At 41.5% G+C, this 21348-nt stretch carries 21 protein-coding genes and 1 tRNA gene; 12 read left to right on the top strand and 10 right to left on the bottom strand.

Annotated features, from left to right (window positions below; translation table 11 throughout):
- Positions 1-636 precede the first annotated feature (636 nt).
- Positions 637-2190, top strand: a complete 1554-nt coding sequence (locus V7K32_RS27675; protein ID WP_334997990.1) for a serine/threonine-protein kinase — start codon at positions 637-639, stop codon at positions 2188-2190.
- A 467-nt stretch (positions 2191-2657) separates the two neighbouring features.
- Here the strand turns inward: V7K32_RS27675 and V7K32_RS27670 are convergent, their stop codons facing one another.
- The 6 genes from V7K32_RS27670 to V7K32_RS27645 all read right to left on the bottom strand — a co-directional run bounded on the left by V7K32_RS27670 (position 2658) and on the right by V7K32_RS27645 (position 8624).
- Positions 2658-2855: an NblA/ycf18 family protein gene (locus V7K32_RS27670; protein WP_041565841.1), complete on the bottom strand. Its 198-nt coding sequence runs from the start codon at positions 2853-2855 to the stop codon at positions 2658-2660.
- Between the two features lie 676 nt (positions 2856-3531).
- Positions 3532-4257, bottom strand: coding sequence for a Stp1/IreP family PP2C-type Ser/Thr phosphatase (locus tag V7K32_RS27665; RefSeq protein WP_334997988.1), 726 nt, complete (start codon positions 4255-4257; stop codon positions 3532-3534).
- Between the two features lie 18 nt (positions 4258-4275).
- The gene (locus tag V7K32_RS27660; protein WP_334997986.1) at positions 4276-5961 is read right to left on the bottom strand and encodes an ABC1 kinase family protein; all 1686 of its coding nucleotides are present in this window, start codon (positions 5959-5961) and stop codon (positions 4276-4278) included.
- A gap of 142 nt (positions 5962-6103) precedes the next feature.
- Positions 6104-6430 carry a DUF6825 family protein gene (locus tag V7K32_RS27655; protein WP_334997984.1) on the bottom strand — a complete coding sequence of 109 codons (327 nt, stop codon included), beginning with the start codon at positions 6428-6430 and terminating at the stop codon, positions 6104-6106.
- A 151-nt stretch (positions 6431-6581) separates the two neighbouring features.
- Positions 6582-8216 (bottom strand): ribosomal protection-like ABC-F family protein, encoded by a 1635-nt coding sequence (gene abc-f / locus V7K32_RS27650; RefSeq protein WP_334997982.1) that lies wholly within the window; start codon positions 8214-8216, stop codon positions 6582-6584.
- 222 nt (positions 8217-8438) lie between these two features.
- Positions 8439-8624 (bottom strand): hypothetical protein, encoded by a 186-nt coding sequence (locus V7K32_RS27645; RefSeq protein ID WP_334997980.1) that lies wholly within the window; start codon positions 8622-8624, stop codon positions 8439-8441.
- 98 nt (positions 8625-8722) lie between these two features.
- Between V7K32_RS27645 and V7K32_RS27640 the strand changes: the two genes are divergently transcribed.
- The 5 genes from V7K32_RS27640 to V7K32_RS27620 all read left to right on the top strand — a co-directional run bounded on the left by V7K32_RS27640 (position 8723) and on the right by V7K32_RS27620 (position 10771).
- Entirely contained in the window at positions 8723-9355 is a 633-nt protein-coding gene (locus V7K32_RS27640; protein WP_334997978.1) for a hypothetical protein, read from the top strand.
- Between the two features lie 173 nt (positions 9356-9528).
- A complete protein-coding gene (locus V7K32_RS27635) occupies positions 9529-9867 on the top strand; it encodes a DUF433 domain-containing protein (RefSeq protein ID WP_334997976.1) in 339 nt (112 codons plus the stop codon).
- Positions 9864-10226, top strand: coding sequence for a DUF5615 family PIN-like protein (locus V7K32_RS27630; RefSeq protein ID WP_334997974.1), 363 nt, complete (start codon positions 9864-9866; stop codon positions 10224-10226). The genes V7K32_RS27635 and V7K32_RS27630 overlap by 4 nt, the downstream gene beginning before the upstream one ends.
- 64 nt (positions 10227-10290) lie before the next feature.
- Entirely contained in the window at positions 10291-10554 is a 264-nt protein-coding gene (locus tag V7K32_RS27625) for a type II toxin-antitoxin system HicB family antitoxin (protein WP_334997972.1), read from the top strand.
- Positions 10547-10771 carry a type II toxin-antitoxin system HicA family toxin gene (locus V7K32_RS27620; protein ID WP_334997970.1) on the top strand — a complete coding sequence of 75 codons (225 nt, stop codon included), beginning with the start codon at positions 10547-10549 and terminating at the stop codon, positions 10769-10771. The genes V7K32_RS27625 and V7K32_RS27620 overlap by 8 nt, the downstream gene beginning before the upstream one ends.
- Before the next feature lie 173 nt (positions 10772-10944).
- Here V7K32_RS27620 and V7K32_RS27615 read toward each other — a convergent pair whose 3' ends face one another.
- The gene (locus tag V7K32_RS27615) at positions 10945-13704 is read right to left on the bottom strand and encodes a CBS domain-containing protein (protein ID WP_334997968.1); all 2760 of its coding nucleotides are present in this window, start codon (positions 13702-13704) and stop codon (positions 10945-10947) included.
- A gap of 614 nt (positions 13705-14318) precedes the next feature.
- On the opposite strand from V7K32_RS27615, the gene psbZ reads away from it, so the two are divergent.
- The 6 genes from psbZ to V7K32_RS27585 all read left to right on the top strand — a co-directional run bounded on the left by psbZ (position 14319) and on the right by V7K32_RS27585 (position 20185).
- Positions 14319-14507, top strand: coding sequence for a photosystem II reaction center protein PsbZ (gene psbZ, locus V7K32_RS27610; protein WP_334885677.1), 189 nt, complete (start codon positions 14319-14321; stop codon positions 14505-14507).
- Positions 14508-14798: 291 nt separating this feature from the next.
- A complete protein-coding gene (ribH, locus tag V7K32_RS27605; RefSeq protein ID WP_334885679.1) occupies positions 14799-15377 on the top strand; it encodes a 6,7-dimethyl-8-ribityllumazine synthase in 579 nt (192 codons plus the stop codon).
- A 174-nt stretch (positions 15378-15551) separates the two neighbouring features.
- Positions 15552-15623 (top strand) — tRNA-Gly (locus V7K32_RS27600).
- 897 nt (positions 15624-16520) lie between these two features.
- Positions 16521-16928 (top strand): hypothetical protein, encoded by a 408-nt coding sequence (locus V7K32_RS27595; RefSeq protein WP_334997966.1) that lies wholly within the window; start codon positions 16521-16523, stop codon positions 16926-16928.
- Positions 16929-16932: 4 nt separating this feature from the next.
- Positions 16933-18198: a glutamate-5-semialdehyde dehydrogenase gene (locus tag V7K32_RS27590; RefSeq protein ID WP_334997964.1), complete on the top strand. Its 1266-nt coding sequence runs from the start codon at positions 16933-16935 to the stop codon at positions 18196-18198.
- Positions 18199-19333: 1135 nt separating this feature from the next.
- Positions 19334-20185 (top strand): universal stress protein, encoded by an 852-nt coding sequence (locus tag V7K32_RS27585; RefSeq protein WP_334997962.1) that lies wholly within the window; start codon positions 19334-19336, stop codon positions 20183-20185.
- Between the two features lie 81 nt (positions 20186-20266).
- Here the strand turns inward: V7K32_RS27585 and psbM are convergent, their stop codons facing one another.
- From psbM to V7K32_RS27570, 3 genes are all read right to left on the bottom strand, one after another.
- Positions 20267-20383 (bottom strand): photosystem II reaction center protein PsbM, encoded by a 117-nt coding sequence (psbM, locus tag V7K32_RS27580; protein WP_100901506.1) that lies wholly within the window; start codon positions 20381-20383, stop codon positions 20267-20269.
- A gap of 182 nt (positions 20384-20565) precedes the next feature.
- A complete protein-coding gene (locus tag V7K32_RS27575; protein WP_100901507.1) occupies positions 20566-20862 on the bottom strand; it encodes a 2Fe-2S iron-sulfur cluster-binding protein in 297 nt (98 codons plus the stop codon).
- A 183-nt stretch (positions 20863-21045) separates the two neighbouring features.
- Entirely contained in the window at positions 21046-21183 is a 138-nt protein-coding gene (locus tag V7K32_RS27570; protein ID WP_006195022.1) for a photosystem II reaction center protein K, read from the bottom strand.
- Positions 21184-21348 lie beyond the last annotated feature (165 nt).

The raw sequence follows: 21348 nt of genomic DNA, 5'->3' as shown, positions 1-21348 counted from the left end.
CTGTGAGGCTGCTAGAGTATGGCATTACTACTTTATACAACTTTTGCGCTCACTTTACTTCAACACAGTAAAAGATGTCAAATGGGTTCTATAAATGGTCTCTAAGCTAAAGCATTATTTCCGAGGCATAATGGCTTGGGACTTAAAAAATCTGCCCCGCACGACTTTAGGTCGCCTCCTCTGGCTTTGTTGATATTCAAAACTCCGCACTCAATACTCAGTTATTAGAACTCTGTGGTAAGTGTGGTAATACCTAATTAAAGTTTTTGGCAGATTCTATAGTTATCTATTTAGTCAAAATTGGGCAAACTAAAATTACACCACAATGAAAGTGCAAAATGGTAAAAAACGTCATTATAGCAGTTTGCAGTTGAGTGCAATATAGACCAATACAGTTCAGTTAAGCAATTTTTTCCTTCTCTCTGTGTCCTCTGCGCCTCTGTGGTTCGTTAAAAAAACGACTTTGACAAAGAGTGGTAGCCTTAACTGAACCGTATTGCAATATAGACCTAACCCCCAACCCCTTCCCTAAAAGGGGAGGCGAGTAAGATTCAAAGCCTCTCTCCTTTCAGATATCAGTTTCAATGTACTTTTCCTCCTAAACACTTACAACCTGCTTTTGGATTCAAATTCTCTATGTCAGACCCTAATATTGGTCGCTTACTCAGCAAACGCTACCAACTCCAGGAATTAATCGGTACTGGAGCGATGGGTCGGGTTTATCGTGCCAAAGATACTTTGTTGGGAGGTGTACCGGTTGCGGTTAAGTTTCTGGCGCTATCAATCCAAAATGAAAAGATGCGATTGCAAGACCGCTTTGAGCGAGAAGCAAAAACCTGTGCTTTACTAGGGCAAAAAAGCATTCACATTGTCCGAGTCATGGACTATGGCGTAGATGACAATAACACCCCGTTCTACGTCATGGAATACCTACAAGGACAAAGCCTGAACAATATTATTCGCAAGCAAGGACTGCCTTTACCAAGATTTTTGAGTATGGTGCGTCAACTCAGCCTGGGGTTACAGTGCGCCCATGATGGTATCCCAGTTGAGGGCAATATTTGCCCAATTATCCACCGCGATATCAAGCCAAGCAATATGCTGGTGATTCAAGATCCCAGTTTTGGAGAATTGGTCAAGGTTCTAGATTTTGGTATTGCTAAATTATTACAGTCAGATGGCGACCATACAAAATTCTATTTGGGGACATTGGCTTATTCTTCTCCCGAACAGATGGAGGGTAAAGAATTAGACAATCGTGCTGATATTTATAGTTTGGGCGTCATGATGTTTGAGATGCTCACAGCCAAAATGCCACTGGTGCCACCAATTCATTCTTTTGGAGCATGGTATAAAACACATCATTATCAAAAACCACATTCTTTTGCTGAGATTGCGCCCGGATTAGAATTACCAAAAGAAATCGAAAATTTGGTTATGAGTTGTCTAGCTAAACTACCACGCGATCGCCCCCAAAGCATCACTGAAATCCTCAAAGTTTTAGCATCTCTAGAAAAGCCTGAGCATTCACGCAAAATTAAGCAAGACAGCCAAGCGCTAGTTCCTGCTACTACAGTGAGCAATGAGCTTGAACAAAAGACAAAAGGCGATTCGCGGGTATCCTCGTCAAACGATGAAATCGCTCGTGGCATTTCCTGGCCCCAAAATAAACCAGTTGCCGATATTGTGTTTCCTCAGCCTATTAATAGCAATGGAGAGCTTTTACCAGCCCTTTGGGTGATGCTACCACAAGAGGAAATTCAAAAGCGCTTACTCTGTACCCGCTATAACCAATTTCTGTTCATCTCTGTTCCCCATCCCATGCTGCTATGGATTACTGTCATCTATAACCGCAAACATGGTGCTAAATGGTTACCTTACTACCTTGATCTCAAAACCAGTCTTGGTCAAGAAATTGTCCGGTTACTACAGCATACAGGTTACTACCGCCTGTTGTTCTTTGCACGAGAAACACCAAATCGGTGTACCCATATCTTACTTTCTAGCATCGCTTCTGCCCAGCGCCAACGACTGCAAGAGTGGGTCGCAATGAGCAACACATTGATGTCCTCTGTTGACCCGCAAATGAGTAAAAGCTTACTCAAAAGGGAGTATGAAAAGATTAAGCCCCAAATTATCGCAAAACTGGAAAGTATTAATACAGATTCTCCATACGATCTTTGCAGCTAGGAATAATTTCTTCATGTTACATGTCTTATATGTAACTAATGGGTGGTTTATGGAAGAATGTAAACTTTTATAAACAAAATATATATAAAGATGTAAGTTCTAGTTATATGTATAAAGAGTGAAAAAAGTAGCTGCCAAATCACGGCTATCTAAATTTCCTCTCAATCTTCCTATGTATATATTGCGGGGGATTGTTGTAAATTTACGCAGGTTAATTCGCACATTAGACGAATCTAAAGGAAGTCTAGCTAAAGCCAAAAGTAGATGTTTACTACAAAATCAAAGTAAATTTAGACTCTAGCAGATGTATCGTCGAAAAGTTTACTCATTGTTAGTTTTTTGAATTTAATTTTTGTCCAACCTTTGCAAAATTGGTTATCGAAGTTGACGCCCCGACATCCCCAGCTCTTTTCCTCCTTGGAACCAAGCAAGAGAAGGAGGTCGCCCACTGCGACAGTAGAACGACTCTATGCCATAGTGGAACCGGAATCTAAGCCCCACTGGTGCTTAAGAAGCTCTTGATAAGTTGCCTCGCGCACGACCATTTGTTCATAGAGCTTTACTAAAAAGTCTTTAGCTTGATCGTGGCTCATATTTTGCACCTGAGTAGCAAATGAGCAGATACTGAATTGCTGTTCCAAGGATAGTTTCATTGGTTGGTTCATAATTAACTCCGAAAAAACAACGAGTAAAGGTGATATCGCTTACAGAAGTCCAAATTGGATAAAATTGAACTGATATCTGTCCAACATTTGTTCCTCCGTATTAAGAAAGATAACAATTGTTTGACACATTGCCCACATCCCAAATGTGGACTTTTTCTGCTCTGATATCTTGCACCTAATCCTACTGATATACCACCCAAGTTAGCCGAGCCATATTCCGGAAAATATTCTCTGTTTGGTCTTGGATAGATATAACTACCTCTTGACTCCTTTTTGCTTTGGATAACTCTCCTTTGAGGAGATGAGCAAATTTTGTCCTGAATCCTACATAGTTTCCCCGTTGGAGAAAAGCTAAGATGCTGTCTCCTGCCAATATGGAAAAAGCTTCGGAGGGTTGGGACTTTCAGGAGGTTGGAGAATGGATGGTAATAAGCGAGAATTATAGTCGCTTAACCTTATGACGTGCAAGATGTAAATCTACCAATATTATGCAAATTTAGCCTCTTTTAGGTGACTTTGAAGGCTAAAAATATTTGTATCAAATTGTAAAAAGTAAAAATGCTCATGCTGAACAAATTGCTGAGTATATCTACCGGATTTGTCGTTTGTCTTTTGTCCTTTGTCCAATAGCTAGTAACTTTTGACCAATGACCAATGACCAATGACCAATAACTATTTAGTCGAGTGAGACGATGACAACTGTGATGTTATCGTGTCCTCCGTGGTCTTTGGCAGCCTCAACTAGGGAGATGGCGGCTTTATCAAGCCAAGGAGTGTTTTGGAGGCAGCTAGCAATCTTTTGTTCGACAAGTTCTTCTGTTAGACCATCACTACATAACAGTAAGCGATCGCCAGCTTTTACATCCAGTGGTTGCACATCAATTTGATGCAAGTCTTCACGCCCCAAACAGCGCGATAATACATGACGAAACGGATGCGATCGTGCTTCATCTAAGGTGATATCACCAATTTTGATTGCCCGTGCTACCCAAGTGTGGTCTTCTGTTACTTGTTCTAAGTGCGATTCTCGGAAGCGATACAGCCGCGAATCGCCAACATGACCGCACCAGGGCGACTCTGGGGCGCGAAAAATTACCGCTACAACCGTTGTACCCATGTCGGCGCGTTCTGGATGATTCTGCTGATCGTGCAAAATCGCTTCATTGGCACCCCACAAAGCTTGCTCTAGCAATTCTTGGGAAGATTTTGAAGATTGCCAATTTGCTACCAAATACCCCTGAATTACCTTAGTGGCAATGCGGCTTGCTTCCTCACCCCCTGCATGACCCCCCATACCATCGGCTACAACGAAAAACCGTCCCTCTGGGTCCATATAGTAAGCATCCTGATTATTAGAACGAATAAGTCCCGGATCGCTAAAACCCGTGAAATTAAGTTTCATAAATTATTTTTGCAAAAATTAATACATACGATCGTAACGGTCAAGGCGTAAAATTAGTCTGATCAGGATCACTGAAAGCCCTGCTGCAATTAAACCAGGCCCTAATGCCCACCATACATAATTAGTAACGACTAAGATTGTAGCTGAAAGGGTGAAACCACTGATTAACAGAGCATAGCTTATTGACAGCTGAATACTGCTCTGTCGGCGCAATAGGCGTTCAGTTTCAATAGACCGAACACGCAAGCGCATGTCTCCCCGTTCTAGCTTCTCTAGGGTATCTTCTAATCTACGTGGTAGACCAAACGCGGTACTACTTACCTGAGCTGCTTGACGACTTAATTCGTTAATAAAGCTATTCCCCTCAGAACCATTCATATCGGTCATAAGCTGCATTGCATAAGGTTTGGCAACTTCCATAAAGTTAAACTCTGGATCTAAACCTTTGCCTACCCCTTCTAGGGTAGAAAAGGCTCGCATCACAAAAGTGAAGGTTGCTGGAAATCTAAATGGCTGATTATAAGCGATTTCGTAAAGATCGTCACTGATTCCTGCTACTGATTGGTTTTCAAAAGGCTTATCCATGAAATGATCCAGCATGTACTGCACGGAACGCCGCACTGGTCCCATGTCATCGGTTGGAGCGATCGCGCCTAAATCGATCAGAGACTGCACAACGCGATCGCCATCTTTTTGGGCAATACCAAACAGTGTTTGCATCAGTCCTTCACGGACGTTTGACTTAATCCGCCCCATCATGCCGAAATCGTAGAATATCAAAGCACCAGTTGCACTAATGGCAATATTGCCTGGGTGAGGATCGGCGTGGAAAAAGCCACTATTGAGCAATTGTAGTAAGTAGGCTTGAGCGCCTTGACGAGCGATCAACTTTCGATCTAAACCTGCTGCTTCTAAAGCTTCGTATTGGCTAATTTTAATTCCAGGGAGATATTCTAAAGTCAACACTCTAGACGAGGCATAACGCCAGTATACTTTTGGTACATTCACCCAATCGTAGCCGCGAAAGTTCCGGCGAAAAGTATCAGCATTACGACCTTCGTTGAGATAATCAATTTCTTCCCAAAGAATACGACAACATTCTTCATAAATACCTAACCAATCTCGTCCCCGTCCCCATTTGGGATGGTTTTGAAAATAGCGGGTAATTCCCTTAAGAATTTGTAAATCTATTTCAAATAATTTTTTTAGTCCAGGACGTTGCACCTTGACGACAACAGATTCGCCACTATGTAGCACAGCTTTGTGTACTTGCCCCAAGCTAGCAGCAGCTAAGGGAATCGGTTCAAAATTATGGAATAGTTCAGGAATTTTCTTGCCTAGTTCTTTCTCAATGGTCGCTTCTACTTGCTCATAGCTAAATGCCGGTACTTTGTCTTGTAACTTGGCTAGTTCTTCAACATATTCAACTGGGAATATATCAGCACGGGTAGAAAACAATTGCCCTACTTTGATGAAGGTTGGGCCTAAATCCAGTAGGGTATTGCGAATCCACACCGCTTGGGTTTTGCGTCTTGTGGCTTGCTTTGCCTCAGTCACACCGCCCGGATAACTCCAAGATTTGTTGTATAGCCAAAGTCTTAACAATAAGGTCAAGACAAAAGACCAAATGTCCACAAAACGCCGTCTGCTAGAGTATTTTTCCCGATTCCAACGGTATGCTTTATCTGAATAACCTTGTTCCATATACTTTTTTTACCGTTGGTTTGCAAGCGAATCCCTTGAAAGAAAAGACACTCTGATTCCTAAACTGTTTTTTTAAGTGTCCTTTGTCATTTGTGCAAAATTTTTGACGAATGACTAATGACCAATGACCAATGACTAAAATTTATGCAGAAGTTCTGCGATAATGCTGCAATTCTGTTCGTAACAGGGCAATTTCTGCTCGTAATTCATCAATATCTGCTTGCAAGTCACCTGATTCAGAACTGGCTTGCCCACTACCTGTAGTAGCTTGACCACCATTAGCAGCTTCTGCTGCCCGATTTGCTCGCTCTAAAACTTCGTCTGTAAACTGGCGCAACTGCTCTCTAGCTTCGGCATCAAATTTGCCCAGATCGCTCAAAGCATCGGTCAAGACGACCTCTAAACGCTCATTAACTACTTCAGCTACTGCTCTGCCTACGAAAAAGGCTTGTACGAGGGGGTTACTCATAAATTTTTGTTACGTTGATCCGCAAGAGAATTATAACTTGCCTGTATGCTTTACGGCTTCTGCTGAGGAGTTAGAGATTTATGTGACGCGATGTGCTCGCGTCAGCCCTGGCGAATAGAATTGGCGGAGTTTGCGGGCATACAAACAAGGGCTACACCGACCTGGGGTAAGATATATCGTGACATTCCAGCAACTCTCGATAATATTGCTCTGGTGTACTGGGTAAATAGGTTGTCATTTGCAAGGCTTGCTCTCTCAACTTAAAACTTTGAGTAATGTTAGTTCGGCTGAGGAAGTCTAGATCGTGGGAAATTACCCAAAGTGCGCCTTGATAGTCATTGATACCTACTACCATTTGTTCAACAGTTTCAATATCCAGGTTATTAGTTGGCTCATCGAGAATCAGCAGATCGATTTCTGAGATACTGATCATAGCGATCGCTAATCTTGCCAACTCACCCCCACTCAATACAGAGGCGTTTTTCTGAACGTCATCATATTTAAACAGAAAGTGTCCTAGTTGTTGACGCAAAAGCTGATAACTGAGATGAAGATTGGCAGCTTGCATATTTTCCAAAAGTGTGTATTGGCGATTTACCAATTCGTAAGTTTGATCGAGATATACAGCTTTCATGGCTGGTGCTAGCAAAACCTCACCTGAGTCCAAAACTGCTGTTTGGTTTTCGATTCCTAAAATTGCCTTTACCAGACTCGATTTACCAGAACCGTTTGCGCCGATAATGGCTATGCGATCGCCAGATGATACATGCAATTGAACATTTTGAATCAATAGACGTTCTGATATCCTAAGATTTGCACCTTGGATATTAATTAGATTTCGGCGCTTTTGATTTTTTTCTTCTAGCTGAATACTCGTTACTTTGGTAGTTTTGACCTTCGTCTCTGCAACCTTTTGATTAGCCTTGGCTACTGCTACCTCATGTTTCTTTTTTGCAGTTCCGGTAGACACCTCAGCTTTGGTTTTAATCAGCCCTGCTGCTATCCTATCAATACTACCGTTCAGAAACTTAGCGCGACCGTTGCGGCTAGATTGGGCTGCACGTTGCTGTTCTTGTATAGCTGTGGCTTGGGTACGTTTTAGCTCCTTTCTAGCGACTTCGTGCGATCGCAATGCTACCTCTAACTCGATTTTTTTCTGTTCTCGATACTGAGAAAAATTGCCTCCATATACTTTCAAACCAACAGATGTAAGTTCCCAAGTTACAGATGTTACTTCGTCTAAGAAAAAAGGTTTATGCGAGACAATTACATACGCACCATTAAAATTTAAAACAAACTGTCTTAAGCTTTCTAACGCTTGCAAATCCATGTGGTTAGTTGGCTCATCCAGCAATAACAAGTTGGGCTGTTGAGATAAACCAATCGCCAGAAATAGTTTTGTGAGTTCTCCACCACTCAAGTTAGCAATTGGCAAAGAGAAGTCAAGTTTTGTGTGGAATTGTGTTTGTAAAATATCCTCAATATTCCACCAATCATCAGAAATAGAAACCAAAAAATTTAGTACTGTATCTGCTGTGATTTCTTGCCTAATAGTGCTGATTTGTGGCAAATAGTAAACAACACTATTACAGCAAACGGAACCTGCTTTTGGGGTAATTTGACCTGCAAGTATCTTGAGTAGGGTTGATTTTCCTATACCGTTGCGACCTACTAAAGCGATGCGATCGCCTGCTTCGATACTCACCTGAATTTTTTGAAACAAAGTTCTATCTACGCTGAGGTCATAGGCTAAATTCTCAGCTAACAATATTGATTTTTGCGGCATTCTTCTCAAACCTCAATTCGCAAACTTCCACCCGCGTATCTCCAAAAATTACGGGTAGATTAGACAAAAAAAAAGTCAGCCGCAGACACTCGTCAAACGGTTTTATATAGATAGGAATGATGACAATATTTTTAGTGCATGACTATGTGAAGTAACCCTGTCAAACTAGTTGCGTTTATTCTTTGTTGACATTTGTTGCTTGGGCGCAACAGGTGTTTGGTACTACTTCATTTGTGCTATCTCGTTGGAGTTGTGATGAGGTTTGATATTGACTACAGTGTAGCACGAAGGAATTTCGGAAGCTAGGAGGCGATCGCTTTTTTTATTTCCACACTCCCCAGCCCTACTAGAAAGACTTACAGCAGTTTTATTCTGTCTTAAATACATCTTATCTTGTGGGGTGGGCATCTTGCCTGCCCCAGGACGGGCGAGACGCCCATCCCACAAGAATAAATAACTATACACCTGCTCAGTTTAGTGGGAATCATATTCGCTGTCAGGTTCAAGTGGATACGAGTAAATTGATGGCAGATAAGCAGTATAAACGTCAACTCATACTGCACAGTAATGCTTATCCAGCGAATCACACTTTAACGATGAAGGTGCAGACGGCTGCTTTACCGATTGAAAAGCGAAAGATACCCTCTGGTGGTTTAATTTGGCTGTTTTTAGTGGCTGTGCTGATAGGTATGGCTACGACTTGGTTTACTACTTATAGATATGGGGAGATTCTATTTATGGGTATTTACTTATTTATACTTGTGTCTTTGGTGGGTTATTTCGCATTAAAGAGAGGAAATTCTGTGGGTTCGGCTGTGGGTTCGGCTGTGGGTTCGTTTGTGGGTTTGGTTGTGGGTTTGGTTGTGGGTTTGGTTGTGGGTTTGGTTGTGGGTGGGGCTAGGGATTGGGTTATAAATTTGGCTGAAGACTCATTTACAATTGTACTAATACTAGTAACATTAGGATTTGGGGCTAGTGTAGGAACTGGGATAATAGCGGGCTTTCTAAATCCATTTATTTTGTTACCACTAACCGTAACCAGTTTACCCGCACTTTCCATGTTGCTTTATTCACCCCTAAAAACACGTAAGTTAATTACTAAATATCGCCAGTCTGAAGAATCTTTAATCAAACCGTAATTAAACAGATCCCCGACTTCTTAAAGAAGTCGGGGATCTGGTCTTGTTTGTGAGGAACATAAGACTAAAGTCTCTTTTTTTCTATCTAATTTAAGAATGCGATCGCCTGTTTTTACAAATCCTCAATTAGAAAAAGATTACCATATATAATAACTAGGGATATAGGTCAATCTATGACTACCAAGCATATTGCAGAATATTTTAACTTTCTTTCTCCCAGTGACATTAGACTCAAAGACTCAAGAATTGGGATTGAAACAATTCTTTATGAATACATTGATTGTGGACGTTCTCCAGAAGAAATTGCCCAGACTTATAAATCAATCTCTTTAGAGGAAGTATATGCAACAATTCTTTATTATCTACAAAACAAAGAAACTGTCAGTGCTTACATGAAAAACTGGATAGAACACGGTCATAGAATGCGAGAACAACAGAGGCTTAATCCCCCGCCAGTGTCAGAAAAACTGCGCCAACTCCGAATTGAAAGACAAGCTAAACAGCAAGCATGACACTGCAATATCTGATTGATGAAAATGTCAATCCTGTATATCCAAATCAAATTAGGCTAAGAGAACCTGGTATTACGATTAAAGTGGTAGGAGAATCAGGAACTCCACCAAAAAGTACACTCGATCCAGAAATTCTGTGTTGGTGTGAGGATAATAATTTTATATTAGTGACAAATAACCGAACTTCTATGCCAGTACATTTAGCTGACCATATCGCTGTTAATCGTCACGTACCAGGAATTTTTATCCTCAATACAAATTTAAGTATTGGTGAAAATATAGAAGAATTAATAATAGTTGCTTTGGCTTTAGAAGAAGATGAATATCAAGACCTAATAGTTTATTTACCCTTACCTTAAAAATAAGCGATTACCTCCGGTACGCGAACGCATATAATTTCATAGGCGATCGCTATATATATTAATGTTAAGATTTAATTATCATCAGATAGTTGATTATTTTATGTTTTACAAAGTAAACATTATTATCGAAAAAGATGAAGATGGCTATTACGCTTATTCTCCAGAGCTTCCAGGCTGTCAAAGTCAAGGTGATTCTTTGGAAGAAGTAAGCTCAAATATCAAAGAAGCTGTTGAACTTTACCTAGAAACTCTATCAGAGTCAGAGAAACAAGAACTTTCAAAGAAGGAAATCCTGACTATGACTTTGGAGGTTAAGGTTGCCTAAACTACCGCGCCTAAATGCCAAGGAAGCGGAAAAACTATTATTGGATGCTGGCTTTATCCAGATTAGAAGTAAAGGCAGTCACAGAGTCTATCGCCTAGAAAATATCAGGGTTGTCATTCCTTTTCATTCTGAAAAAGTATTACACCCGAAGATAGTTAAACAGGTTATACAAGCTATAAAATCTGATGAAAATGATCCACCTGATGATGAAACCTAAATTTATAATCTATTGCTCAACACTCCACAAATATATAGGACTCATATTTTATTTTTGAAAAAAACTCAGTACACCTTTATTCATTCTTCCCAGTCCCCAGTCCCAAGTATTGAGTCTCTACGAGTAATTCAGGAATAAAATCGGATTGGTATATGAGCGATCGCTTCACTAATTCATTTAGGATAGTGTTGTGCTAAAAACTCTTCAGCCTCAGCCCTATCTTTAATCACTCCATCTAAGGTAGCAGCAACTACATCATCTAATATTTGCCGATACTGCGGCCCTGGTTTGTAACCAAGTTTCTTTAAATCATTCCCATTCAATAGTGGCTGCACATTCGCCCAAACAGTTAAATATTCCCAAATTTGATGTCTAAGCGATCGCGGACTTTGCAAAGCAATTAAAATCAGCATTGGTAAATCGTATTTTCGCAGCAACTGCACTACTTGACTAGGACTTTCACACTTAGGCAAAGATTCCATCACCTGAGTTTGGGCAGAAGCCAAATTTTGCAAGCGTTTAATGCTATCCTCTTGCAATTGCAGATTTTTTGCCACTTTCGCCCGATATTGTGGCGCTAGTTGGGTGATTAACGCTTCTAAGCGCATTTCCCAATGAATGAGAGTTTGTTCAGCATCAAATCGCCGCAAGCAGCGTTCTAGCAAACGTAATTGTCGCAGCAGTTCTGCGTCTAGCTTCAGGGTAGGATGGATACATTGCAATGCCCCTAAATTATCGAGTAACTGCAAAGCCGATTTCCAGTAGGGGGCTTCTAGGATGTGTTTTAATTCTGTTTTTAGTCTAGTTTGCAGGGCTGGAGTTTTGCTATTCTCTTGAGCAGTGCGATCGTAAACGCCACTGTTGATGGCATAGCGGATAAACTCTTCAGTTTGCGGTTCAATTTGAAATCCGAAGCGCACAGCAAAGCGCACGCCACGATAAATCCGGGTGGGGTCTTCGATAAAACTGTTGGGATGTAAAACTCGAATTTGCTTGGCTTGTAAATCTAGTAATCCACCAAAGAAATCGAGTAATTCACCAGCACGGGGAGTAGTGAGGCGCAAGGCGATCGCATTTATGGTAAAATCTCGACGATACAAGTCTTGACGAATAGAACTCGCCTCAACTTCTGGATTTGCTGCTGGATAAGGATAAAATTCCGTTCTAGCGGTGGCAATATCTACCCATAGAGAATCTAATTCTGGATCTTTGTGCCACAACAAAGCCGCAGTTTGAAAAGCCCCGTGGATTTCTAAGCGGGCAGCAGGGTAAAGTTGTTGGAGTGCCTTTGCTAATTCTACACCAGCACCAACATCTGCTGATTTGTGAAAGCCATCAACCACAAGATCAATATCTTTAATCATTAAAGTGCCTGATGTTGCTTGCGCTAACAGTAAATCCCGCACCGCACCCCCGACAAGATAAAGATGCCAACCCCGTTTTTCTGCCTCTTGCGATGCTATCGTAAGTAATTGCCATTGCGGAGCAAGGCGATTTTGCAACTCAGTGCTGAGAGGAATTTTGAATTTTGTTAGCGCCGCGTAAGCCTTCGGGATGGCTTCGCTTAGAGCGAGTCCGCTAGCGTCACTTTGAATTTTGAATTTTTGTCCCCCTTCGTCTTTATCCCTTTCCTGATGTAATTCCCTCAATACATCAGTACGACTGACCAGACCAACTAACTGTTCATTCTCCAATACTGGTAAGCGTCCGATATCATAAGTCACCATCAGCGACTCAATTTGTGGCAGTGTTGTATCTGGTGCGATCGTTTTAAGATTTTTGGTCATGTAGCCTTTAACTGGCGCATGACTAAATCCGTGATGCAGTGCAACATCAAGATCCCGGCGCGAAATAATACCTACTAGTTGTCCGTAGGCATCAACTACAGATAAACCAGAGTGTCCATAACGTAATAAAATGCGCTGGGCATCGGTAATTGTGGTTTCAGGCAAAATTGTGCGAACAGGAGAAGACATCAAATCTCTAGCAGTCGGTGGATGGGGAATTTGTGCTTTTAGCCCATCAACGAGTTGTTTTAATATTGTTTGTGAATCAACTCCCCTTAAGTTTAGGGATGCGGCTTGTGAATGACCCCCGCCACCTAGAAGTTGAAATAATACGTTAAGATTTGTTTTGGGAATTTGCGATCGCCCAATTACAGTTAACCGTGAATCCTCTTCACCCAAAGCATATTCATTAGCCAACAGTAGGGCATCAATTTCGGTTAATTCCACGAGCTGCGATGCCAAACTCGATAACCCAGGCACAAAACCATCTGTTTTCAGAGTTACCCAACCAACCGTATATCCGCGTAAGCAAAGATATTCTAAATTTTCCAGCGATTCAGTTAATAACTGCTGCAATTGCGGTGATAATCCGGGATCGCGGTAGGTGGAAATTACTGATAAACTCGCACCTTGTTGCATCAACCAAGCCAAAGCTAGAGCATCCCGTGGTGTAGACTGGTCATAAGTCAAAGAGCCAGTGTCAACGTGAATACCCAAAGCCATCACCGTTGCTTCGGCAGGAGTTAAGGAAATTTCCTGTTGTTGCAATTGCTCAACGATTAAAGTTGTGGTGGCTCCGACTGAGGAAATATGCGATCGCGTGGCAGAAATATCTGATTCTTGTCCTAAGTGATGATCGTAAATTATAATCTCTTTAATATCGGCTAAATCTAACCATTCAGCAGCTTTACCCAAGTGATCGCGCTGTTGCGTATCTACCACAGTCAGAGAACGAATTTTTTCTGGATTCACCGAACGGCGTTCAATCAGAGGATATTCATCCCGATGCAATGCCAAAAAATCCCGTACAGGAGGGTGAGAACCGCCACTCAGCACAATCTTACTTCCCGGTAGTAGGCGCGTTAACCCTACCGCAGCCCCTAGTGCGTCAAAATCTGCTGTTGTGTGGCAAAGAATTAAATCCATAATTAAGAGTCATTGGGCATTGGTCACTTGTACTGAGCCTTGCCGTTGGCGCAGCCTAAGAAGAGAACTATTGGTCATCAGTGCTTAGACAAAGGACGAACGACTAAAGTATTGTAATTTTTGGTAACTGAAAAATAAGAAAAAAGTATCAGTGTTGCCCTTGAGATAAAATGGGCAGAAGCCTCACCCGTTAACCCTCAGAATCAGCGCCCTAATTGTCAAATATTCTGAAATAGATGATCGGGGCGTTGTATGATTTAAGTGGTTACTCGCCACCACGGTCGTTGATACACCTCGCTTACTACCCTCTGGGAAACCTACGTGAAACGTTGGACAAAGGGAAAAGAGGAGGTATCCTTTTAAAAAATGCAAATTTACCATTGGTTGACACATCAGTGCAAAAGTCATAAGCAATTCATCCTGTGTCGTAAAATTTGTGGGGTACGAAAGGAAGAAAAAATCAATCTGTCGGCAGTGGGAGATCGCGAGGACATGAAACCAGAGCTTCTGGAAATGTCCTATGCAATAGCAGGAGTCACACTCGTTGCCTACACTGTACACCTTACTGTTAGTGTAAGACATATCACTATTTCGCTGTATTGGGAGAAGCAAAAATGACCATAATATTCCAATTCGCTTTGATAAGCCTAGTTGTATTGTCTTTTGTCCTGGTTGTTGGCGTCCCGGTTGCTTATGCCACTCCCCAAAATTGGGTTGAATCTAAAAAACTCCTCTGGGTTGGCTCTGGTGTCTGGATTGCTTTGGTATTTTTAGTTGGTTTGTTAAACTTTTTTGTCGTGTAGACGACGACTTTGCTCTGGCGCAGCCACATAATATAAGAACTAGAGGGGCAGAAAAGCCAAGGTCAAAGAGAAAAGGAGAGATTTTTTCCGATTTCCTTTTTTCTCACCGTGCTTTCCTGCTCCTCTACATTTAAATAAGAAATGTATGTATATAGCGGTTCCCATTCAGATGCGGTACAACATTATATCGCCGTAGGGTGGTACATGGGCAGTGCCATGCCCCTACTGATGTACCTCACATAAACGAGAACCGCTATATTGGCCAGAACTATAGTTGATTAAGAGGCAGTCATGGCAGTTTTCGAGGGAACTTTTACCCAAACGGAGCCTTTGCGGTTTGCAGTGGTGATTGGTCGATTCAATGACCTAGTTACCGGAAAGCTGCTAGAGGGATGTCAAGATTGCTTGAAACGCCACGGTGTAGATCCTGACCCCCAAGGTCATCAGGTGGACTATGTTTGGGTTCCAGGAAGTTTTGAGGTACCTTTAGTAGCTCGCCAACTAGCACTTTCCCATCGTTATGATGCTGTAATTTGTCTTGGCGCAGTCATTCGAGGGCAAACACCACATTTTGATTATGTATCCGCCGAAGTTTCTAAAGGCATCGCCGCCGCTAGCTTTCAAACTGGAGTGCCAGTAATTTTTGGCATTTTGACGGTAGACACTATGCAGCAAGCCCTAGAACGGGCAGGCATCAAAGGTAATCATGGTTGGGATTATGCCCTGAATGCCCTAGAAATGGCAAGCCTGATGCGGCAACTCCGTTCTAACCTAGCAGAGCCATATTCTCGTAATAGCCAGTCTTTGCCAGCCTCTTTTCAAAGTGCCAGCATCGGCAATTTAACTGCGGAGTCAGAAGAACTGGGCTAAATGAGTCATTAGTCATTAGTCCTTTGTCCTTTGTCCAATACTTCGGCAACTCTTAGAGACGCACTCGCGTTCGCTCAGTACAAGTGACTAATGACCAATGACCAATGACCAATGACTAATTAAGGGGTTGACAATTAGGAATAAATCTGAGATATTAATGTATGGTTATCGATTGCGGGTATAGCTCAGTGGTAGAGCGTCACCTTGCCAAGGTGAATGTCGCGCGTTCGAATCGCGTTACCCGCTTCCAACTAAAACCTCTTGCAGTTTTTAACTCCAAGAGGTTTAGTATTTTTAAGGTGCATTGAAGTCTTCCGCGATTCAGACTACACTCTTGTGAATCTCTCCCAATGTAGACAGATTGAGCAAACAAATCCTCTACTGTCTCAATTTTAATATCGCCCACAAAAAGAAGCGTTACCCACTTGCTAAGAAATATAAAACCCAGCTTTAGACTGGTGTAGATATACATTAGCTTGGCTACAATCTTTAGAGGTGTAATTAATTCGTTTTATGTAGGGTGTATTACACTTAATTAAAGGTGGATAGTTAAATAATAGTGTTGTCAGGTGCAAAGCGTCTTTTGGCAGTGAAGTTAGCCACAATCTATTTGGGCAAAAAGTCACACACGCTCTGGATGTTTTGGCAATTGTCGCTCTTGAAATGCTTGTAAACTGCAAGGAATAGAGGTTACACCTAATGCCGACCTAACCTTGATAAGTGCATAGTAATATATAGTGAGTCAAAGGAAAATGAGCGGGTTTATTAGTATCTGTTGTTTATGAGCGCAGCCTTCCCAAACGATTTGTTTTAGGAGTGGTCGCCCCAAATCATTAAAATTGTACCAGGTGTGTCAGGATAATAAATGCCCAAAAACGCAAACACATTACCTTGAAAGCAACAAATGAAGAGAAGGAAATTTTTAAATAAGATTGCCATTTCCGAGGAAAGACTAGAAACAGAAAACCTCGTATTGATATGGCAATTAGGATATTTAGAGTCTGCTGTATCTACTGTTTGCAATCATAGCGATTTAAACATCGCCTGTTTCTCTTTATAAAGAGAGAAGCCTTATCAGGCATTTACTAAAAGGATCGTATTCTCGCAGTTCGTGTAAAACACGCTCAAGTTACTATAACGCTTGTGCAATCTCAAAAACCCGAAAAAATAGACTTCAATACCGAATATCCCTGTCCCTGTCGTCGCCGGGGTCAGTTAATTCCGATTACGCTGACAGAAGCATTTGGTTGCGATCGCTGTCAGCAAATCTTTGTAGTAGAAGATAATGGTAATGTCCTAGAACAGCTTTCTACCACCTATCCCTACAAGCGGGCTTGGCGTTGGATGGGAAATAGTTGGCATGTTGTCCATCCCCGCTTGGGAGAAAGCTACCTGCCTATAGCACTTGGGATTATTTTCGTGCTAGTGATTATATGGCTGCCATTAGCACTGCGATTGGCAAATAGTTCCAGCATAATTGCTTGGGCAATGGTGGCGGTGCTATTGGCTATTCTGCCAGCACTAATGGCTTGGCTTACCTACAGACGTTAACTCAATGACTGTTGAAGTTTTGGATGATTACCCCGAACCAATTACTAGTGCCCAACGCGCCTATCATGCTTCCCTAAAGTTGGGGATCACAAAAGGAGCAGATCGGAGTCGTGCAGTACTGGCGATGGCACAAGCCCTTGAGCGCTCATTTGACGACATTCTAGAAGCCAACACCTTGGATTTAGAAGCCAGTCGGGAAATGGCAGTGCCTGAGTTGATACTAGACTGGCTGAAGCTGACTCCCACAAGGCTAGAGATGACCGTGGACATTTTACAACGGTTGGGGGAATTATCAGATCCACTGCGGCGCGTCAGAACGGCTGATTATCAGCTGGAAGATTCCCAAAGTTATACCCAGTTAATGCCCTTGGGAGTGATTGGATTTATTTATGAGGCGTTTCCAGATTTAGGAGCGATCGCAGCAGGTTTTTGTATCAAAACTGGCAATAGTATAATTCTCAAAGGCAGTACTGAAGCTAGCCATTCCAACGCCGTCATTGCTGAAGTACTGCAAAGTGCGATCGCCCAAGTTGGTCTACCTCCGGGCTGTATAGAACTAATCGCAGCAGAACATGGTGCTTCGGTTCGGGATTTAGTCACCCAAGACCAGTACGTAAATTTAGTGATTCCCTACGGACGTTCTAGTTTGGTACAGCAGGTAGTCCGACAGTCAACTTGCCCAGTCTTAAAGTCCGCGATGGGTAACTGTTATCTATACTGGTCGCTAAATAGCAGTTTAGAAATGGTGCGCTTAATGATTCTTAATAGCCATCAGAGCGAACCAGATCAAGTTAATGCCATTGAAAAGGTACTCATTCATCGGCAAGCCTTGCCATCATCAATAGCCGTTCTCTGGAACAGCTTGATGGAAAAAGGCTTTAAAATTAAAGGGGATACAGAACTAGTAAAAGCCTTTCCCCAGTTGCAGTTGGTGAAAGAAGGCGAATGGGGAAACCCTTATTTAACTAGAACAGTAGCTTTTAAATTGGTGGATAGTTTAGAAGCTGCGATCGCCTGGATTAATGAATACAGCAGTGGTCATGCTGACTCTATCGTTACTGAATCCTACCAGGAAAGTCGGCAGTTTGCTTTAGGAGTTACCAGTGCCTCTACCTACATCAACACTTCCCCGCGTTTTTCCCGCAACCCCTCGCGGGGAGATTCAGTGTTTCTCGGCATGTCTAACCAAAAAGGTCATCGCCGGGGATTTATCAGCTTAGAAACCTTGACCACCGTTAAGCACATTGTTCAGGGAAATGGCAGATTTTAAATAATTCGTAATTTATAAACTAGAATTCTGAAGTAATAAGCTAATCGTCATTCATTTTTCCAGAATTATTCGCTTGTAGTAAGGGCTTCAGCCCTACCTTCATGCAACTTAAATGCCGATTAGCCTATCATGTTCGCTTGATTGCTTATTAAACCAGGAGTTCCCCAAAGAGCCAAAGCTGCGCTTTATCTCCCCTCCCCGCTTTTCGGGAGGGGATTAAGGGGAGCTTTGGCGGTCTTGGGGTCTCCCCAAGTGGAGCATCTGGCGTGTGGGGTACAATGACTGTGGGAATCATAACTAATTATGCGAACTTGATATAAAAGTATCTCAAATCACCGTCAATAATTAAATTCCCCACACCTCAACGGTGCTGTCTCCACTCCAAATAAATAGTTTCTAACGCGAGTGTTGAGTTCGATAACTAAAGTTGAAGTCTCTCCCTCTCCGACTCGCAGAGGGACGGTTTAGCTTAGTAAAACCTTCTTAGAGGTAGGGCTATTTTGTTCTAGACATAAACCGCCCAGAACTTTAGTTCTTTGGCTTTTAGCTAAAGTCCGTTAAAAGGGACTATAACATGAGTCTCAGTCGTCTTTAGACGAGTTTCGCTATTAGACTCAGAATTCATTCTGAGGCGGGCTAGATGAGAATGAAATAGCCCTGTCTTAGAGGTCTTTATAGTATTAAATATGACTTCGACTATTAAAAAAGGCACAGAATAGGGAATAATGACTATTCAAGCCGGAAGCGATCGCCTGGTAAATTCTACAGTGAATAAATCTTTTTGAAGAGTTATTTTGGCATTCCTTTGCAATACTTAACTAACTTCTAATTAAAAAAAGTGAATATAGATAAAAAATGATAACTAACATCATAATTTATGAAGTTATCCAAGCTAAATTGAGACTATGCTTAATAATTGCAGTCTAGTTGATAATCTTAAGTAAATAGGTGCAAATCAACTTAAACATTTGTTGAGCTTTTTGTACTTTGTCATTTGTTTGAGTGTTAAATACTAAAAAACAAAGTTTATTTGTGCCAAGTTACTGACTAGGTTGTTGAGCAAGGCAGTAAAAATCTGACCTAAGCCAAGTAATAACAGCGACAACTAAATTAAACTTAACAACAATCACGTAAAATGATAGAAAAAATTTTGCTGGCTGTATCGGGATTGGGACACGCAGAAGAAATGCTCAAAACCCTGAAAGAAATTCCTTCAATTCAATCTGCAAAAGTGACAATTTTGCATGTTGTTCAGGCACAAAATACTGCTGCTACCATGACAGCTAAATGGGAAAATGGCGGTAAAATTTTAGCTAATGCCATTCAAACTTTGAACTTAGATCCTAGCCAGGTTTCTTCAATTTTGCGCGAAGGCGACCCCAAAGATGTAGTTTGCCAAGTAGCTGATGAAATCGACGCTGACTTGATTATTATGGGTTCACGCGGACTTAAGCGGCTGCAATCCATTTTATCGAACTCAGTCAGTCAGTATGTTTTCCAGCTATCTTCTCGCCCCATGTTGCTGGTAAAAGATGATATTTATGTCAAAAGAATTAAGCGCATTATGGTGGCAATAGACAACTCTGATTCCGCAAAAAACTGCTTGAAATTGGCATTGTTTTTACTGCGAGATATTCAAGGCGGCGAGTTGATTTTGGCAAATGTTACCACAGATTTAGGCGGGAAAAAATCGGAAATAACCGAGATTAACTCAGATAAAAATCCTGTTTTAGCCGCCGCAGTTGCAGAAGCTAAAAAACAGGGCATCCAATCTCGGTCTTATATCAGCAGTGGCAAACCTGGTGAAGAAATTTGTCGGTTGGCAGATGAGTTGAATATAGACTTATTATTGCTCGGTTCTCCAGATCGTCGTCCATCCATCGCTAAAAGTTTTGTTGATATAGACCGACTCATCGGATCTTCGTTGTCTGACTATGTTCGAGTCAATGCCACTTGTCCAGTACTGTTGGCGCGGACGATCGCTTAAAGTCAAATGATTAGTAAGTGGTTGATAAATAAAAACCCCTACACTACTGATGCAGGGGTTCTTTATTTGATACACAAACTCTTAATTATCTTTTCCACCTTCGCGGCTAGCAGTTTGGATGTAAAGAATTAGTAAAAACACAGTGGGGACTAGTACGAACAAAATGCTCGCTACGAACCCCAGGTCATTAACTTGCATGGCAAGAAAACCTCTCTTAAATTTCCAGTCAACAACATTTAGGATAGCATCATCGACGACAGAGTTATACCAAATCAAAATTCAAAATTCAAAATTCAAAATTCAAAATTAGGAAACTCAATTTTGGTAAGTATTTTGACTACTGACTGGATACAAATTGAAGCAATAACAGATTTAACAGCTTAAGGCTTGGTGACTACACTAACTGAGCCATTCACTAAAGTTTGACAAGCAAGGCGGTAATTTTCCGGCTTTTTTTTGAATTTGCGGTTTTCTACGTCTGTGCGGGGGGAAAGATTTTCTAGTCCTTCGACTATCTCGACAATGCAAGTACCACACTGACCACTACCACCACAATTGGTCATCTTGCCAATAAATTTATATATATCAATGTCATTTTGCATCGCTTTGAGCCGGAGATTTGCACCATCTGCCGCCACGACTTCTTTATTCTCTTTAACGAATTTGATGTTACCCATAACTGATTCCTCCTTGATTCTAAGCTTGGCTTTCAAGGCTTCATATTGACATGACTTGATTCATATCTTATTTATTATATTAAATTATTACAAAATATTAATAAATGTTAATTTTTTAATATATAGCGTTAAAAAAATAGAACAGGTATAGTACCTGTCCTATAAATTGAAAAATAGATTAACTTACCTAAATCCCACGGCTGCTTGCCAAACGAAAGCAAGCAACAAGAAGAATACGGGGATGACTGGGAGAACGTCCACCAAAGGATCAAAGATTTGGTATGCTTCAGGCAGTTTTGCTAATAAAAGTGCTGCTTCCATGTTTGTTTAAATCCAACTATCCAACACAGCTTTCATAATTGAGAAATATCTTAACATGGTTTGGTCAGTTGTTAGGAGTTAGGAGTTAGGAGTTAGGAGTTAGGAGTTAGGAGTTAGGAGTTAGGAGTTAGGAGTTAGGAGTTAGGAGTTAGGAGTTAGGAGTTA

The sequence above is a fragment of the Nostoc sp. genome, assembly GCF_036917635.1.
Lineage (GTDB): Bacteria > Cyanobacteriota > Cyanobacteriia > Cyanobacteriales > Nostocaceae > Nostoc.
The sequence above is the reverse complement of the archived record's forward strand: the minus strand, read 5'-3'. Positions and strand labels throughout refer to the sequence as shown.